Origin of the sequence: Cohnella panacarvi Gsoil 349 (assembly GCF_000515335.1) — a bacterium.
GTDB lineage: Bacteria > Bacillota > Bacilli > Paenibacillales > Paenibacillaceae > Cohnella > Cohnella panacarvi.
On record NZ_KI911563.1, the window covers coordinates 3,216,174 to 3,231,691 of the forward strand.

14 protein-coding genes are annotated in these 15,518 nt (G+C 56.9%); 4 read left to right on the forward strand and 10 right to left on the reverse strand.

From position 1 onward, the window contains the following. Positions 1–915, reverse strand: a complete 915-nt coding sequence (locus COHPA_RS0115495) for a ketopantoate reductase family protein (RefSeq protein ID WP_027087072.1) — start codon at positions 913–915, stop codon at positions 1–3. Positions 916–944: 29 nt separating this feature from the next. Beyond that, the gene (pdxR, locus tag COHPA_RS0115500; protein WP_027087073.1) at positions 945–2,402 is read right to left on the reverse strand and encodes a MocR-like pyridoxine biosynthesis transcription factor PdxR; all 1,458 of its coding nucleotides are present in this window, start codon (positions 2,400–2,402) and stop codon (positions 945–947) included. A 116-nt stretch (positions 2,403–2,518) separates the two neighbouring features. Between pdxR and COHPA_RS0115505 the strand changes: the two genes are divergently transcribed. The 3 genes from COHPA_RS0115505 (at position 2,519) to COHPA_RS0115515 (ending at position 6,313) form a co-directional block, all read left to right on the forward strand. Further along, the gene (locus COHPA_RS0115505) at positions 2,519–3,055 is read left to right on the forward strand and encodes a pyridoxamine 5'-phosphate oxidase family protein (protein WP_027087074.1); all 537 of its coding nucleotides are present in this window, start codon (positions 2,519–2,521) and stop codon (positions 3,053–3,055) included. 197 nt (positions 3,056–3,252) lie between these two features. Next, positions 3,253–4,656, forward strand: coding sequence for a LacI family DNA-binding transcriptional regulator (locus COHPA_RS0115510; protein WP_027087075.1), 1,404 nt, complete (start codon positions 3,253–3,255; stop codon positions 4,654–4,656). Next, positions 4,580–6,313 carry a putative bifunctional diguanylate cyclase/phosphodiesterase gene (locus tag COHPA_RS0115515; RefSeq protein ID WP_027087076.1) on the forward strand — a complete coding sequence of 578 codons (1,734 nt, stop codon included), beginning with the start codon at positions 4,580–4,582 and terminating at the stop codon, positions 6,311–6,313. The genes COHPA_RS0115510 and COHPA_RS0115515 overlap by 77 nt, the downstream gene beginning before the upstream one ends. Positions 6,314–6,334: 21 nt before the next feature. On the opposite strand, the gene COHPA_RS0115520 is transcribed toward COHPA_RS0115515, so the two are convergent. From COHPA_RS0115520 to COHPA_RS0115540, 5 genes are all read right to left on the reverse strand, one after another. After that, on the reverse strand, positions 6,335–7,060 hold the full coding sequence (locus COHPA_RS0115520) for an ABC transporter ATP-binding protein (protein ID WP_027087077.1): 726 nt from the start codon (positions 7,058–7,060) through the stop codon (positions 6,335–6,337). A 27-nt stretch (positions 7,061–7,087) separates the two neighbouring features. After that, positions 7,088–8,371 (reverse strand): hypothetical protein, encoded by a 1,284-nt coding sequence (locus COHPA_RS0115525; protein ID WP_027087078.1) that lies wholly within the window; start codon positions 8,369–8,371, stop codon positions 7,088–7,090. A 15-nt stretch (positions 8,372–8,386) separates the two neighbouring features. Beyond that, entirely contained in the window at positions 8,387–9,160 is a 774-nt protein-coding gene (locus COHPA_RS0115530; RefSeq protein WP_027087079.1) for a hypothetical protein, read from the reverse strand. A gap of 60 nt (positions 9,161–9,220) precedes the next feature. Next, positions 9,221–9,592, reverse strand: a complete 372-nt coding sequence (locus COHPA_RS0115535) for a GntR family transcriptional regulator (RefSeq protein ID WP_027087080.1) — start codon at positions 9,590–9,592, stop codon at positions 9,221–9,223. Between the two features lie 104 nt (positions 9,593–9,696). Beyond that, entirely contained in the window at positions 9,697–10,674 is a 978-nt protein-coding gene (locus COHPA_RS0115540) for a helix-turn-helix transcriptional regulator (RefSeq protein ID WP_027087081.1), read from the reverse strand. Between the two features lie 116 nt (positions 10,675–10,790). Between COHPA_RS0115540 and COHPA_RS0115545 the strand changes: the two genes are divergently transcribed. Then, complete coding sequence (locus tag COHPA_RS0115545; RefSeq protein ID WP_027087082.1) at positions 10,791–11,669, forward strand: SDR family oxidoreductase; 879 nt, start codon at positions 10,791–10,793, stop codon at positions 11,667–11,669. Between the two features lie 59 nt (positions 11,670–11,728). On the opposite strand, the gene COHPA_RS0115550 is transcribed toward COHPA_RS0115545, so the two are convergent. From COHPA_RS0115550 to COHPA_RS0115560, 3 genes are all read right to left on the reverse strand, one after another. Continuing rightward, positions 11,729–13,819, reverse strand: coding sequence for a methyl-accepting chemotaxis protein (locus COHPA_RS0115550; RefSeq protein ID WP_027087083.1), 2,091 nt, complete (start codon positions 13,817–13,819; stop codon positions 11,729–11,731). A gap of 246 nt (positions 13,820–14,065) precedes the next feature. Continuing rightward, positions 14,066–14,929, reverse strand: a complete 864-nt coding sequence (locus COHPA_RS0115555; RefSeq protein ID WP_027087084.1) for a DUF4097 family beta strand repeat-containing protein — start codon at positions 14,927–14,929, stop codon at positions 14,066–14,068. A gap of 3 nt (positions 14,930–14,932) precedes the next feature. Beyond that, entirely contained in the window at positions 14,933–15,478 is a 546-nt protein-coding gene (locus COHPA_RS0115560) for a DUF1700 domain-containing protein (protein ID WP_027087085.1), read from the reverse strand. Positions 15,479–15,518 lie beyond the last annotated feature (40 nt).

Below are 15,518 nucleotides of genomic sequence, written 5' to 3' on the forward strand. Positions count from 1 at the left end.
TCAACCCCGCTTATTCTCGTAGACGGCTAAGCGTTGATAGACAACCTCGAGCAGAGGCGCCGAGATTCGATGCTCGCGGGCGAGCTCGAGCAAGTAGCCGTGAATGTGCGAGCCCTCGGTGGGTTGCCCGCTCAGCAGATCCCGGAGCATGGACGACGTGCTGCCGGCCGACATGCCTTCCACGGCTTTCAAGTTAAGCTCGGCCATATTCTCGGGAATCGTTCCTCCTGCCGCTCTGATAATTCTGGCGATTTCGTCGAAAATGCGCCTGAACCATTCGATGCCTTCGCCGGCGTCGCGTATGTCGCCTACCGGCGCTTGGAACAACGTCGTCAGACCGGACAAGCCGCTGATGAACGAATATTTCTCCCATAGCGAGCGGCGGATGTCCGGGCTTTCGGTCAGGACGCGGGCGGCGGACAACGTTTGGTGGATCTGTCCATACAGCTCGCCCTGGAGATCGGCGAACGGGCCGTATACGAAAGAGTAATAAGGACTCATATGGACGATCGCTCCGTTAGCGTCCAGCGTCGATTCGATTTTCGCGACCCCGCCCAGCAACGGTTGTCCCGGGTAAGCCGCTGCGATGTCGAGCATGTGCTTATAACCGTTGAGGAATGGAAGCAACGCCGTGCGCGCATGGATGTACGGTTTTATTTGCGCCAACACGCCCTGAAGCCCGTAAGCTTTGCACGCGATAACGACAAGATCGAACGGGTTGCTCTCATCGCCGGCGACGATTAGCTGCGGTTGCCCCGCGTAATCGCCCTTCGGGCTACGGACGACTAGACCGCCGGAGAGAAGCTGCGCTTTCCTGGCTTCGCGTACGAGCAGCGTGACGTCCAATCCATCCTCGATCATTCTCGCCGCGATATATCCTCCGACGGCCCCTGCGCCTACGACCAAAATTCTCATCCTTACGCCACTCCCTCACAGATCGTTTTTTAGTTAACTTCATCATAATCCTTGAACCATGCTCCTGCCAATCTGCCAACCGCTTCGTCGATCGTATACTCGTTCAACCCGCCGAAGCCGAGCATGATGTACGACGGAGGGCATTGCGAGGGCGTAGACCACTGAACCGCCGGCGAATAGACGCGGATGCCGACCTTCGAAGCCAGATCGATCAGTCCGGCGCTCGGAATACCCGCTTTGACGTCGATCAGCAAGTGCAGTCCCGCTTTCTGCCCGATGATCTCGATTCGTGCGCCCATATGGCGCTGCAGGGCGGCAAGCAACGCGCGATGCTTCAACTGATACAGCCGCCTCATCTTCCGAACGTGCCGCCCGAAGAACCCTTCCCTCATGAAGCGCAGCATCGCTTGCTGGATCAGCGGAGAGACGGGCTGGCTGTACAAAACCAGCTTCTCGCGCACGGATCGGGCGATCGGTTCCGGTAATACGATATAGCTGAGTCTGGCGGCCGGGAGGAACGACTTCGACAACGTGCCCATATAGATCACGCGGTCGTTATGATCCATCGCCTTCAAAGCCGGTATAGGCTGGCCGACGTACCGGAACTCGCTGTCGTAATCGTCTTCGATGATCAGACCGTTCCGCTCGTTCGCCCACTGAAGCAGCTTGTTCCGTCTCTGAATCGGCAGGACCATGCCGAGCGGGAACTGGTGAGAGGGCGTGATGTATACGGCGGACGCGTCCGTATCGTACAAGCGGTCGACTTGAATGCCGTCCGCGTCCAGCGGAACGTGAACGAGCTCGCATCCGTGGCCGTACAGGGATGTTCTAACCCCGTTGTAGCCCGGATCCTCCAAGGCTACCCGCATTCCTCGAAGCGGGATCAACTGGCACATCATGCTAACGGAGTGCTGCGTTCCCGCGCATAGGACGATTTGGCTCGCCGTGCACGGGATTCCGCGCGATTGGTAGAGGTAGCCCGCGATTTCCGAGCGAAGCTCCTCTTCTCCTTGCGGATGCCCGTAGTCGAGCACTCGGCGCTGATTCGAGTCGTTCAGCGCTTCGAGCAAGCATCGTCTCCAAGCGCCCATGGGGAACCGCTCCATCTCGACGTCTCCGTATCGGAAATCGAACGCGATACCGGAGGCGTCGGGCGATGGAGAAAATGGCGGAGCGGCCGTTCCGCGTCTTCCCTGCGGATGCTTCCGCTTGCCTGACGGCGGAGCGTGGGGAGGCTCTTCGACCGGCAGCGCGTATAGTCCGCTCCGGCTGCGGCTTTCCGCGTAGCCTTCGGCGACGAGTTGCTGATAGGCCGTCTCGACCGTGTTTTTGCTTACCTTCAGGTGCGCGGACAGGGCAAGGATGGCGGGCAGTTTGTCGCCCGCCGGGATCGCGCCGGCTTCGATCTCGTCGCGAATGTAGGCATACAGCTGAAGGTAAAGCGGTTGCCCGCTTGTCTTGTCCAGCGTCGGGGTTAACGTGATCATGCCGCGCTCCTTCTGACCCCAATGAATACATTAATTCTGTCTCTTTTGAAGGGGTCAACGCTCTCGTATACTGATTCTAACACAAATAGAGCTTGGAATTGAGGGGAGAGTTGTCCATGTTCACCGTTAGGCTGGCCAAGCGCGAATGTACGGACATGAGCAAGATCGAGTATTTTCTGAAGCGCGCGCAAACCGGATTCCTGGGAATGTCTTTAGGGAATCGGCCGTATGTCGTGCCGATGAATTACACCTGGTGGAACGGCGCGATATATGTGCACGGGGCCGAGGAAGGGAGGCGGGCGCAATGCTTGCGCGCGAATGCCAACGTCTGCTTCACGATCGGCGAATATTACGGCACGATAACTTCGCCGATTCCCGCCCACACGGATACGGCATATATGAGCGTCGTAATCGACGGCCGCGCGTCGTTCGTAACCGATATCGCCGAAGCGACCGAGGCGATGCAAAGCATGCTGGACAAGTACGTGCCCGGTTTCTACGACCAGCCGCTCGCCAGCAGTCACGTCGAGAAGTATCGGTCTTCCCTGGGAAGCAAGACGGCGATCATGAAGATCGACCCGATCGCGATTGTCGCCAAGGAGAACGCGCCGGTCCAGGAGAAGATGTTCCATCCGGGCATGAAAAATCGTTAACCGCATAACGGTACAACAGATCGGGCCGCTTCCGGGAAGGGCTCGATTTTTTGTTGTCTCGATGGGAAAATAGAGGAATTATAGCGAATCGTGTTGAAAATTGTCAGTAAAGAGGTTATGCGAACGCACTGAAGAAGATTGAATTCCTTTGCGCGGCAACCATGGACATATGACTATCGCAGAAGGCGGGGATTTATATGGCTAACGAATATCGTATCGGTCTGATCGCGCCTCATCTGGATGGGGAATATTACGGCAGAATCATTCCGGATATCCACCAATACGTGCGTTCGAAACATTCGCGACTGTTCGCTATACAGTCTGCCGACGAGACGTTGGGCATAGCCCGGCTCGAAGACCCGGTCGCTTTTAATCTCATAGATGCATGGATACTCGTGCTGCCGACGGCCAGCGCCTACTTCCAGGAGATGCTCGACAAGAGCGGCAAGCCGGTGGTCGGGGTGGGGTTCCCGCCTCCAACGAAACAAATGCACTCCATCGTCGTGAGCAATCGCGACAGCATGCGGCAAGCGGTGCTGCATCTCATCGACGCGCATGGACACGAGCGCATCGCTTTCATCGGCAACCTGGGTCAGTACGATCTCTACGAGAGATATATGGGCTATCGCGCGGCGTTGTCGGAACGCGGGCTGACGTTCGACGAAAGTCTCGTATTCAACGCTGCCGACAATCTTCTCGAAAGCGGAGCGCAAGGGACGGAGGCGCTGCTCTCCGGCAACGGCGCGCTAGGCTTCTCGGCGATCGTAGGAGGCACCGATTTGAATGCGATCGGCGCGATCAACGCGCTGCGCGAGCGGGGTTATGACGTTCCGGGCGACGTCGCGGTTATCGGGTTCGACGACATTCCGCAATCGTCTACGAATTATCCGTCGCTGACGACGGTGTACCAGTCGTTCAACGAGGTTGCGAAGCAGGCGGTCGAGCGGGTGTTCGATCTGCTCGAGGGCCGATCGTTCGAGAACAATTTAACTTACGTGCCCGCCCGGTTCATTCCCCGCGCATCTTGCGGATGCGTGAATCCTGCTTTCGCGACGGGTCCCGAAGAGATCGCGAATATCGCGCAAAGCCTTTCCCAGCTCCGCACGTCGCTTCATCGGATTACGACGAACAATTACAAGATGACGCACGCTCTGATCAAGGCGACCCAGGAAGAGAAAATCCACATCGAAAGCTTATTCTGGAACTTGTCCCATTGGGGTTGTCTGACGTTATGGGAGACGGACAAGCGCGGCGTAAGGCGGCTTGTCGTCAAACAGACGTTCAGCAGGCGCGGAGACGTCGTGCCGCCGGTCGGCGAGACGTACCGGCTGGAGGAATTTCCGCCGCTTCGATATTTGCCCCCGAGCGCGCAGCCCGGCGGCGAAGATATGATCGTCGTTCATCCGGTCATGTCCGAATTGCAGGATTGGGGTTATATCGCGCTGTGCACCCCCCGCCGATCCGCTGAACAACTTCGTCGCGAACGATATCGCCAGGCACAGCTTCTCGATCTTGGCGGTCGCAATGGAACGGGATATGCTCGTCCAGCAGATCCGGTCTTTCGCGGAGAAGCTGGAGCTCGTGGCCCGGACGACGAATGACGGGATATGGGACTGGAATCTGTCGACGAACAAGATCGAATGGAACGTCAGGGCGCGTACGATGCTGCGTTCCGCGTCCGTGTCGGTGACGGAAGCGCCGAGATCGTTCCTGGCGCATATTCATCCCGAGGATCAGTCGGCGGTGCGGGAGGCGTTCCGCAAGACGATTACGAACCATGCGCCGATCCAGTGCGAATTCCGGGTCGTCGGATCGAACGGACATCAGATCTGGGTGTATCTGGCCGGGGATTGCATTCGCGATACGTCGACCGGCGCCGTCCGCATTATCGGCTCGCTCACGGATATTACGGAGAAAAAGTCGAATGAGGCGCGCATCATCCATATGGCGTATTACGACGCGCTTACGGGTCTTCCGAATCGCCTCTTGTTCCAAGAGCGGCTGCGCAAGGCGATGGCCGATCGCGAGCAAGACGGCGGGAAGATGGCGATATTCCTGATCGATCTGGACCGATTCAAAATCGTAAACGATACGCTCGGCCATCAAGTGGGAGATATGCTGCTCGTTCGGGTCGCGGAGATGCTCAAGGCATGCGTCGGGGACGAGAATACGATCGCGAGGCTTGGCGGCGACGAGTTCATCGTCATGTTCCCGTCGATCGAGAGCGAAGACGAACTCTCGGAGGTCGCGGATCGCGTGTTGCTCAAGCTGTCCGAGCCGGTCGTGCTCGAAGGCACGAAGTTCTACTTGTCGGCGAGTATCGGCGCGAGCTTGTATCCTTCCCACGGGGCGGACTCCGAGACGTTGATTAAGTTCGCCGACCTCGCGATGTATCAGTCCAAGCGTAGCGGCGGCAACCGTCTCGGCTATTACACGGAAAACCTCGGCGTACAACAGGTAGAGCGGGTGAACATGGAAAGCGGATTGCGCCTTGCCCTCGAGCGCGGCGAGTTCGTGCTGCATTATCAACCGCAAATCTCGTTGGCAACGGGCGAGATCTACGGCGCGGAAGCGCTCATTCGCTGGCAGTTGCCAAGCGGCAAATTCGTGCAGCCGGGCGAATTCATTCCGCTCGCGGAAGAGACCGGGCTTATTATTCCGATCGGGGAGTGGGTGCTCGACAAAGCCTGCAAGGCCTGCAAGCAATGGATCGCGGAAGGCATGGATTCTCCCGTCGTCTCGGTCAACATTTCCTCGCAGCAGTTTCAGCAAGGCGATTTTCCGGAATTGGTCAGGCAGGTGCTGCGGAATACCGGCATTCAGCCGCGAAACTTATGCTTGGAAATCACCGAGCATATGGCGGTCTTGAACATGGAACATACCATCCAAGTATTGAATGAGCTTGTCGATATCGGCGTACGCATCGCGATCGACGATTTCGGCATCGGTCAATCGTCGCTCGTGCTGCTGAAGAGGCTGCCGCTCCATGTTCTGAAGATCGATCCTTCGTTCATCTTCCATATGACCGATAACGGTTCCGACGAAGCGATCGTCAGGGGAATCATCGAGATGTCGCACGGCCTCGGCCTGGCGGTTACCGCGGAGGGGGTCGAGACCGAGGCCCAGCTCATCCGTCTGCAGCAGCTCGGCTGCGATCGGATTCAAGGTTACTATACGGGTCGTCCGATGCCTTCGGAGCAGTTCATCGGGTACTTCCAATCTCTGATCTCCGCCGGGACTTCGAGATGGCGGATTTAGAGAACTCGGCGCTCGGGCACCTCAGTTCGGCCATTGGATCCGGCGAGCGGGACCGGCCGTCGATGTTGTCCTCGCTTCGAGCATAACGTCGGCTAAGCCTAGACCTTGCTCCCGGATCTCATCCATATAGACATCGGCCCGGACGAGCCCTTTATGAATGATGATCGCGCGGTCGATCACGTTCTCGATTTCGTCGATCAAGTGCGTCGTGATGAGCACCGTTTCGTCTCCCGTCAATCCTTCGATGATCCGCTTGATGGAGTCGTGCCTGGTGAAGATGTCTTTGCCGACGAACGGCTCATCCATGATGAGATAGTCCGCTTTCTTGGCAAGGCCGGCGCAAAGCTCCAGCTTCATCTTCTGCCCCTTGGAGAACGTTCTGATCTTCCGGTTCGCCGGCAGCTCGTAGGCGCTCAGCAATTCGCCGTAATACGAGAGATCGAAGCGGGGGAAGAACTCCGCCAGGAACGCGGCGTACTTCAGAGGCGTCATGTTCGGAAGGAAACCGCCTTCCTCGGTCATGAACGCCATCCGCGAATATTGCGTCGCGGCGGGTTTCCCGTCGATCCGAATTTCCCCTTCGCGAACCTCTCCGATCCCCATGATCGCTTTGAGAAGCGTCGTTTTTCCGCTGCCGTTCTCTCCGAGAATACCTACGATTTCGCCTTTATTAATCGTAATGTCTTTCACGTACATCAACGCGTTGCTGACGGGATATCGCTTATCCACGTACTTTAATTCGATCACGGACGATACGCCCTCCGTTCTACTTCTTTATTCGATCGTAATCTTCGAGAAAAACCGGTAATCCATCTGATCGTAACTAAAGTTAGCCGAAGGGAGTACGCTGAGCATCTCGACGTTATCGTCGTTCATGTCGGTCGCGAGTTCTCCTTTATAAACGAGTTCGGAGCGCTCGTAGACGTACAAGTAACAATGCTGCGGGAGGGCAAGATCGTAATAGGGTTCGTTATCGATCATGCGCGCGTCCCGGAACGCCCGGAGGATGTAGAACCTGCCGTTCTTGTAGCTCGCCTTGTAGAAGCCGCGGTACGGATCGAAATCGCCGTCGTCGAACGCCACGGTAACGGTATCGATTAATTTGACGCCTGTCGATAAGTCGAAGTTGAGGAAAAAGCGGTGATCGATCGAGCTTCCCATGAAGCTCAGATTCAGAGCCGAACGCCCCTCGTCAACGAAGGCTTCATAGGATTCCTGATAGGTATTCGCTCCGCTTGGCGTTCCCGGACGGCCCGGCAAATAAAAGTTCGGAACCGTCGCTTCCCCGAATAGCTCCCCGCTAGCGCCGTCGTAGCTTCGCAGCTTTAAAGCGTGGTTTTCCACGCTGATCAGGACGAGTTTATTCCCGACGGCTTCCAAACCGAGTACGTCGATGCCCGCCGATTGGCCCGAGACGTTCGTTTCGAGGGGGACCTCGACGACCGTTCGGGCGGGGTAATCCTGTTTGTCTACGACCAGACTGATTCCCCAGTCCACAAAGCTCAATTCGTAAATGCCGCTCGTGCCCGTTGAATCGTACGCGGCCGGCACCGTGAAATACACTTTGCCGCCGATCCTGGCGATGCCGTATTCGAGCGGATTGGCATAAGTGACGGCATTGCCGTTACTGGATTTGCCGTAACGGATAGAAGGGGTAACGTACGCCGTGCGGATGGGCATTAAATCGTTCTTGTCCGGCGGACGTTCATAAGACATGATGTTGAATTCGCGATTTCCGCCTACGCGGAATTCCGTGTTGCCGATTCGCTTGTTCCCGCCGGGGATGTAGCGATACGTATCCGGCCAGATCGGCTGCTTGAACAACTCCGTGTTCGTATCGATACGTCCTTCGTCCAGGCGCCAAGAAGTCCGGTGGAATCCGTCGCCGAGCTGTCCGCTGATGACGACGTCATCGAGGGTTTTGCGATCGCCGCTCAAGTCTTTCAGCACGAACATGCCATCGTCCTTCATGCGATAGAATTGATAAGCCATCGCGCCGATGAGGACGATCGCCGCGATCAGAACGGGAATGGCGGCATGTTTTCTCCAATAAGTCATTGCGGGTCCCCTTTCTTAGGCGATCGATCCTCTCTTCATCAGCCGAACGCCGTGCCAGACGAACAAACAGCTTAGAGCGAAGAAGAGGAGGCTGCTCGGATAAAGGTTCGTCGACGTTGCGGAATGGATCGGCTCATTCAATCGGTAGGCGAGCGTTCGGTACAGCATCCATCCGGCTACGGCGATCGGAACGAACCCGATATAAGTCCTGCTTCGTTCGCATAACGCGCCGTAATAGACGCCGGTTACGATGACGAGGAGCATCCCGAGCGAAGAAAGGATCCGGGTGAACGTCATCGGCAGCAACACGCGGAGGAACTCCGATCGCGCGAAAGCGAGAAACAGGCCGTTATTCATGACGTACCGACCTTCCATATACGTCTCGGCTTTGTTCATCGCGAGAGAATACCCGAGACGAATGCTGACGAGTTGCGCGGCGAAGAGCAGCAGGCAACCGATCATAAAGACGATCAGCTTGGCGAAGTAAAGCGACTCTCTTGCGACGGGCAGCGACAAGTACGTATAGACGCTCTTGCTCCCCCAATAGCCGGCGTAGACGGATTTCAGAAAATAGAGGCACAAGAGCAGCAGCAAGCCGAGAAAGAGAAGAGAGCAGCCGGACGACGAATATAAATGTTCAAACCTGGCATGCGAAGCGTAGAAAGCATAATCTTCCGCCGCTGCGTTAAGGATGAGAAGCGGAAGGACGATGGTCGAGGCGCATAGCGCCGCAAGGAACCTCAGCCACATTCCGAATTCAACGTTGATCAGACGGTATAGGCCTTTCATGGAGACCACCTCTTTGTATGATGGGAATCGTACAGCGCCGAACGGCCCGCGAGAATGCGATTAGTCCCAGTGCTCGCTGATGAGCTCGATTACTTTCTTGAACGGCAACTGGATTTCTTTGGCCGAGTCGACGAACGACTTCACGAGCTCGCGCGTTAGTTCGGCTTCGATTCGACGGAACATTTCATCGTCTACGTAGACGGCGCTTCCGGACGTGCTGCTCGTACGGACGAAGCCTTCGTCTTCCATGAGCTTAAACGCCTTTTGCACCGTATTCGGGTTTATGTTGAGCTGGGAAGCGACCTCTCGCCGGGACGGCAGCTTATCGCCGGATACGGCTTTGCCCACCAAGATTAGCTTCTTCACGTAAAGAGCAGCTTGTTGATACACGGGATCTCGGTTGTTCAGCTTCAAATCGTAAAAATGAAGCACGTATCCTCGTCCTCTCCTTCTTGCTTAATTGTATTATTGCAGTAGTACAATTAACCCGTCAAGCGGTACGGATATCGTACGTGCCGCTTGACGGTTGCGGACGATCAATCGCGATAGAACGAGGCGATCGCAGCGGCTTCGGCCGCGACTGCGGCGCGAAGCTCGTCGGGTGCCAACGCTTCGGCATGGCGGCCGTAGCCGAGCAGGATCGCGCAAGCCGACTCCAGCGTGTCGAACGTGATCGCGGCTCGGATCCGTCCGTCGGCGGTATCGGGTTGATGCTCGCGAACGGAGACGAAGCGCTCGCGGCGGAACGCCTCGAAGCGATCGGCTGCGATGCGCACGACGGCTTCGTAGCGCGGCAAGTTCGATTGGAAGCGGCGGACGGACGCCGTCCAGCTCGCCGCAAGGTCGAAGTCCGCGGGCCGCTCGAACGTCTCGCCCGTGATGCGCGCTTCGTCGATTCGCGATATTCGGAACGTGCGCGGTTCGCCGCCGTCCGTCCCGGACAGCGTCATGACGTACCAGACTTGCGCCTTGGCGACCAGGCCGAGCGGGCAGACTAGCCGTGCCTCGGCAGCTCCGGCATAACGGATGAGAAGCTTCCGTTCCGCCCATACGGCCTCTTGCGCGATCGAGAGCATAGATCGGCCTGCGGTCGCGGCTTCTCCGGAAGCGAGGGAGTCTCGCCAGCCGGCGCCGTCGATATGGATGCGCTGACGGGCGAATTCCGCATCCTGATGCGCGGCAGGAGGCAGCGCGGATCGGAGCTTGCCGATCGCGGACGATGCGCTTTCCTCCAGTCCGAGATCCTTCACGATGCCAGACGTCTGCAGCAGCAGCAAGGCGCTGATCTCGGCCGCGGTCATTCCGGTCAGCCGATTGCGATAGCCTTCGGGCAGCGACCAGCCGCCGAGATGCCCGCGCTGCGCATAAACCGGAATGCCGGCGGCGCTCAGCGCCTCCATATCCCGGTGAATCGTCCGCTCCGACACCTCCAGCCGTTCCGCGAGCGATTTGGACGACATCCTGCCGTTCGCGTGCAACAGTCTTAGCAAGGTCAACAATCGATCCGCGCGCATCGTCACCTTCTCCTTTCGTATCTTTAGATATCGTAATCTTGGAATAAGACAATCGTTGTCATATATGCAAATTATACTGGAGATGCAACGAATATTCGACAAGCGGAGGGATATCGATGGAGAAGCCATTGCAGGGACAAGTCGCCGTCGTCGCGGGGGCGACGAGAGGCGCGGGGCGCGCGATCGCGACCATGTTGGGAGCGGCGGGGGCGACCGTGTACGGAACGGGTCGCAGCGTGAAGGGGAGTCCTTCCGATATCGGGAGGAAGGAGACGATCCAGGAGACGGCGGAGCTTGTAATCGCCCAAGGCGGCCAAGGCATCGCGGTGCAGGTCGACCATACGGTGCCGGAGCAGGTGGAGGCGCTGTTCGCCCGCGTTCGCGAGGAGCAGGGCGGGCGGCTGGACATCTTGGTTAACGACGTATGGGGCGGGGAGAAGCTGACGGAGTGGGGGACGCCGTTCTGGGAAGGCTCTCTGGATAAGGCGCTTCTCATGCAGCAACGGGCGGTTCATTCGCATATGATCACGAGTTACTATGCGGCTCCGTTGCTAGCGGCCAGACAACGCGGACTGATTATTGAAGTTACCGACGGCTTCGATTATCGCTATAGAGGCAACCTTCCCTACAGCCTGGCGAAAATATCGGTCATCCACCTGGCCGAGGCGCAAGCGGCGGAGCTTCGTCCGCACGGCGTAGCCGCTGTGGCGGTGACGCCTGGGTTCCTGCGGTCGGAAGAGATGCTGGATTACTTTAAGGTGACGGAAGACAACTGGAGAGACGCCGGGGTGCAGGAACCACATTTTCTCCAATCGGAGACGCCTTTCTTCGTCGCGAAGGGCATTGCGGCGCTGGCTGCGGATCCTGACTTGATGAGCAAGTCGGGCAAGATATTCACGTCTTGGGGGTTGTCCGACGAGTACGGAATCGTCGATGTGGACGGCCGTACTCCGCATTGGGGCCGTTATGCGGCGGAGCAGGGGTTCTACGATTAAGCGGACGGGCAACAAGAACAGGCGACTACTCCGTTCTAACGGGTAGTCGCCTGTATTCGTCATGCGCTGAATTGATCCATCTCCGATTGAAGCGTGCGGGAAAGCTCGCGGAGCGAAGCCGCTTGCGTCGAAAGCTCCTGCATCGAAGCGGAGTTCCGGGAAGACATGGCGTTCATATGACCGACCTGATCGGATGAGTTCCGAGCGATCGTGGCGATTTGATGGATCGTGGCGGATATTTGTTCGGTCGAAGCGGACATTTGTTCGGAGGCGGCGGAAACTTCTTCGATCTGCCGCGCTATGGCATTCGTCGAAGACACGATAAGCTCGAACGTATGCGCTGCTTCTTGAACCGACCGGCTTCCTAATCTGACTTCCTGCTGGACATGGCTCATCGACTGCATGGAACGATCGTTGATGGCTTGAATCCGCTCGATGAGTTCGGCGATGTCGTTCGCGTGCTTGTCGGACATCTCCGCCAACTTGCGGGTTTCGCCCGCGACGACCGAAAATCCGCGGCCGTGTTCTCCGGCCCTGACGGCTTCTATGGAGGCGTTCAGCGCGAGAATATTGCTCTTGGAGGCGATCGCCTTGATGAGCGCTACGGCTTCGCCGGCGCTTGCGGCGACTTCGTTCATTTGATGAACCGCTTGGGCGGTGTCGTCTACGGTTTGCACGATGACGCCCATCTGTTCCGTGACCCGGTCCAATGCAAGCTTGCCGTCTTCGGCTTGGGATGCGGAGTTTAAAGATTCCTGCATGACGATGCCCGTCGTATCCGCGATACGCTCGATGCCTTGCGTGATCTCGCTCATGGCCCGAGCGGTATCTTCGGTGCCTTGCAGTTGCGCTTCGGTACCGCTGGCGGTCTCTTTAATCGAGACGTCCAGCGCGTCGTTCGCTAGCGTAGAGTGAGAGGCGATGTCCGCCAACTGCGCGGACGTATTCGCGACTTGTTCGGCGCTCCGTTTGCCTGAGGCGATCAGGCTTTGGACGGAAGCGACCATATCGTTAAAGGAACCCGCCGTCATATTCATTTCGTCGCGGGTTCGGACATGCATTCTCGTCGTAAGGCGGCCTTGGGCGACTTCGGAGGCGGATCGCAGCAAGGAACGAATCGCTTCCCTGATCGAGTAATAGAATCCGATGAAGAAATAGCACACGACCGCCGAAAGGATGCATACGAACGTAATGATGAATGTTCGTACGTCCGCGTAATGGTCTTGGCGGATGTCGATAAGTCGGCTTAATTGCTCCGCGTCGGCGATATATAAAGCATTCGTAGAGGCGGTAGCTTCCTCGGCTGCGGCGGTGAACGCCGAGACGTCTGCGCGGACGCCGCCTTCTGCTAGATAACTGTCGTTAACGACGGATAAGTAGCGTTCGAGCGAAGTCAGAAATCGCTGCGTAGGCTGCTCTAAAATCGGTTCGAGAGACGGGTTTTGCTGGGCGATGACGCCGTACCCGGCTTCGATGCTGTTCGCGGCCGCGCGAATGTATGCGGCTTGTTCGATCAAGGCCGTCGTTTCTTCGCGATTCAAAGCAGGTTTGTCCGCCCAGCTTAACCCTTGATCGCGCAATTCGCCCAGTTGTCTAATCAGCAAAGGGAGTTTTAGGAGCGTGGCGTCCATTAAGTAATAGGAATCAAGATCGGGATCCAGGATCAGCTTGGACGTATCGCCGACATGCGAGATCAGCGCGATCCCCTTGGTTAACAGTGCGGAATAGCTTTGCGAAAGCTGTTCGGGAGACTGATTCTTATCGGCGGCTAACGCGACCCAGTCGGCTTTGAGGGCCTTCCACTGCTCGGAAGCTTCCAGCCGTTCGCCTAGTCGGCCGTCGATCGCGTCCATCGCGGCGATTTGCCGATTAACGGAATCGGATGCGGTGCTTCCGGTTGCCGCGGCGTTCCCGGACAGCGTTAGCTTGCGGTGTTCGTCGATCGAGAGGAGCACTTGCTGAAGTCCGGCGTTGTACTGAGTGCCGGTTTGTTCGTCGTAGGCGAATTCATGGCCTTCGTTCAATTCGACGATAAGGTACTGCAAAGTCACGGCCAGCGGAATCAGGACGAGGATGCCGATCAAAGCGAATTTGTAAGCATACTTCAAGGAATCGAGCAGGAGAAGAACGGGTTTCAATAGGGCACGCATCGCATACGCCTCCACAAAGATTCATCTTTGTCGAATTTGCGTAATATATTATGACATAAATCCCTATCCATTCGACACAATCTATTGTAAAAGGCTTTCATATGGTTTTCAATGACTATTTTCTTATAAATATATGGAATATAAAATGACATAAAGTCGTATGTGTCGTGGAATAGGGCAGGAGTTAGTCAAGTATACTAACAAAAACGCACCCCCTGAGCGAAGGGGGTGCATCTCTAAACTGATTTATTGCTGCTCGATCGTAATGTTGCCGCTGTCCGCCCGCGCTTTCACGTAGTCGGTCGTCAGGCGTTTCGACTCCGGGTGTTTGACGCGGCCCGAATCGGCTTGCGCGTCATAGAAGCCGGCGAAGTCCGGAGGCACTTGGACGTAGATGTTGCCGCTGTCCGCTTCGATGTTCGTCTCCGCATTCGTGAGCTTATAGAGCCTGATGTTGCCGGAATCGACCGATAGATCGGCAGCCCCGGCGACATCGTTCAAGCGCATGTTCCCGGAATCCGCGTCGACGGTTAATTTCGCTTCCACTCCGTCGGCGGTCACGTTGCCGGAATCGATGTCGATATTAAGCTCATCTCCTTTGAAGCGTTCGATGGTCACGTTGCCGGAGTCGATGTCGATGTTCGTTCTTCGAGGAGCGGCAATCGCGGCGTCCGTAATCGTAGCGTTGCCCGAATCAAGCTTAAGGTCCAATGCGTCCCATTGTGCTCCGTCGGCGAGCGCGATCGTAAGCTCCTCCTTGGCCCGGAAGGAATTGAAGTCGAAGAAGTGGAACCATCGTTCCGGCTTTTGTCTCAGGTCGAGTTCAAGCGCTCCGTCCGCGATTTCGGTGGCAAGCGTATCCGATGCCATCTTCTCCGTGCCTTCTCCTACGAGGCGGATCGAGTTCGTGCCATCCGTGCTTCTCACGAAAGTAATCTCAACGTTATAGTCGCTTTTGATCTCCAGCCGCTGGAGCGCTTGCTTATCGAATGTCCAAGCTTTCTCGACGGGCGTTAAATCCCCGCCGGTCCGCCAGTTATAAGAAGCGACGCCTGCCACCCCGATAAGCACGAGCGCGATACCGGATACGACCCACAATTTTCTAACCATGAATTATGTCCTCCCTACCCATGTTCTTGCCGTCCATCTGGCGTACCAGAGAGTTAGTTTGACGATCCACTCGGTCAAGTAGAACCGAATGGCGTAAGCGGCCAACAAGCCGACGCCGGTGGATCCGATCGCGACGAACAGCTTAGCCGTCGTGGCATCGCCGTAAAGCAATTGTTCGACCAGTAATACGACGAGAGACAAGCAGCCGAACGTGGCGACCGCGCAGATCGATACGAAGACCGCCCATAGCGAGACGAGAAGCGGCAGCGCGACCATGTTAAGGAAGATAAGGGCGATCGTCACGCCGATCAACCGAGCGATATCCTTCTTCGGAGGCTGCGACGGCAGCAATTGGAAGCCGGGACCGAGAATTTCTTTGGCGACGACGAGCGGTTCGCCGAGCATTCTTGCGGTTTCCGCTTCGGATCTTCCGTTATCCATGCCGAAGACGAAATGCGATTCGTAATCCTGCAGCAGCTCTTCGCGTTCTTGCGCGGGCATCGGAGCCAGATAAGCGCGGAGCGCCGAGAGATATTCCTGTTTGTTCATGGGACTCTCCCTTTACTTAAAGTAATAGTGGTGGTGCTTG

Excerpts from the sequence above, each read along its gene's own strand:
- COHPA_RS0115495 (WP_027087072.1), bottom strand. The coding sequence starts at position 915 with ATGAGAATTTTGGTCGTAGGCGCAGGGGCCGTCGGAGGATATATCGCG.
- COHPA_RS0115540 (WP_027087081.1), bottom strand. The coding sequence starts at position 10,674 with ATGCGCGCGGATCGATTGTTGACCTTGCTAAGACTGTTGCACGCGAAC.
- COHPA_RS0115530 (WP_027087079.1), bottom strand. The coding sequence starts at position 9,160 with ATGAAAGGCCTATACCGTCTGATCAACGTTGAATTCGGAATGTGGCTG.
- COHPA_RS0115545 (WP_027087082.1), top strand. The coding sequence starts at position 10,791 with ATGGAGAAGCCATTGCAGGGACAAGTCGCCGTCGTCGCGGGGGCGACG.
- COHPA_RS0115560 (WP_027087085.1), bottom strand. The coding sequence starts at position 15,478 with ATGAACAAACAGGAATATCTCTCGGCGCTCCGCGCTTATCTGGCTCCG.
- COHPA_RS0115515 (WP_027087076.1), top strand. The coding sequence starts at position 4,580 with ATGGAACGGGATATGCTCGTCCAGCAGATCCGGTCTTTCGCGGAGAAG.
- COHPA_RS0115510 (WP_027087075.1), top strand. The coding sequence starts at position 3,253 with ATGGCTAACGAATATCGTATCGGTCTGATCGCGCCTCATCTGGATGGG.
- pdxR (WP_027087073.1), bottom strand. The coding sequence starts at position 2,402 with ATGATCACGTTAACCCCGACGCTGGACAAGACAAGCGGGCAACCGCTT.
- COHPA_RS0115550 (WP_027087083.1), bottom strand. The coding sequence starts at position 13,819 with ATGCGTGCCCTATTGAAACCCGTTCTTCTCCTGCTCGATTCCTTGAAG.
- COHPA_RS0115555 (WP_027087084.1), bottom strand. The coding sequence starts at position 14,929 with ATGGTTAGAAAATTGTGGGTCGTATCCGGTATCGCGCTCGTGCTTATC.
- COHPA_RS0115525 (WP_027087078.1), bottom strand. The coding sequence starts at position 8,371 with ATGACTTATTGGAGAAAACATGCCGCCATTCCCGTTCTGATCGCGGCG.
- COHPA_RS0115505 (WP_027087074.1), top strand. The coding sequence starts at position 2,519 with ATGTTCACCGTTAGGCTGGCCAAGCGCGAATGTACGGACATGAGCAAG.